This is a genomic window from Cobetia sp. SIMBA_158, from assembly GCF_046566945.1.
GTDB classification, from domain to species: Bacteria; Pseudomonadota; Gammaproteobacteria; order Pseudomonadales; family Halomonadaceae; genus Cobetia; species Cobetia amphilecti.
Genome location: NZ_JAWJYL010000964.1, coordinates 1 through 242, shown reverse-complemented (window position 1 = coordinate 242; position 242 = coordinate 1). Strand labels below are relative to the sequence as shown.

Here is a 242-nt window from a genome sequence, read left to right as displayed (position 1 = left end):
AAAGAGGCGGTGTGGGCCGATTCCGGCAATTCCTGGCCCTGCACACGTACGCGCTCGGTATAACGCACCAGATGAGGCGAACTGTAGACGCCCACTTTGTACCCTGCCGCCATCAGAATCGACTCCAGCGTACGGCAGGTGGTGCCTTTGCCATTCGTACCCGCAACGGTAAACACAAATGGCGCTGGTTTCAGGACGCCAAGACGCGCCGCGACCAGGCTCACGCGCTCAAGGCCGAGATC

Annotated in this window: 1 pseudogene; it reads right to left on the bottom strand. The window is 60.7% G+C overall.

What is annotated here, in order from left to right:
• A pseudogene (locus R2R70_RS22670) lies at window positions 1-242 on the bottom strand (bifunctional tetrahydrofolate synthase/dihydrofolate synthase); the annotation flags it as partial.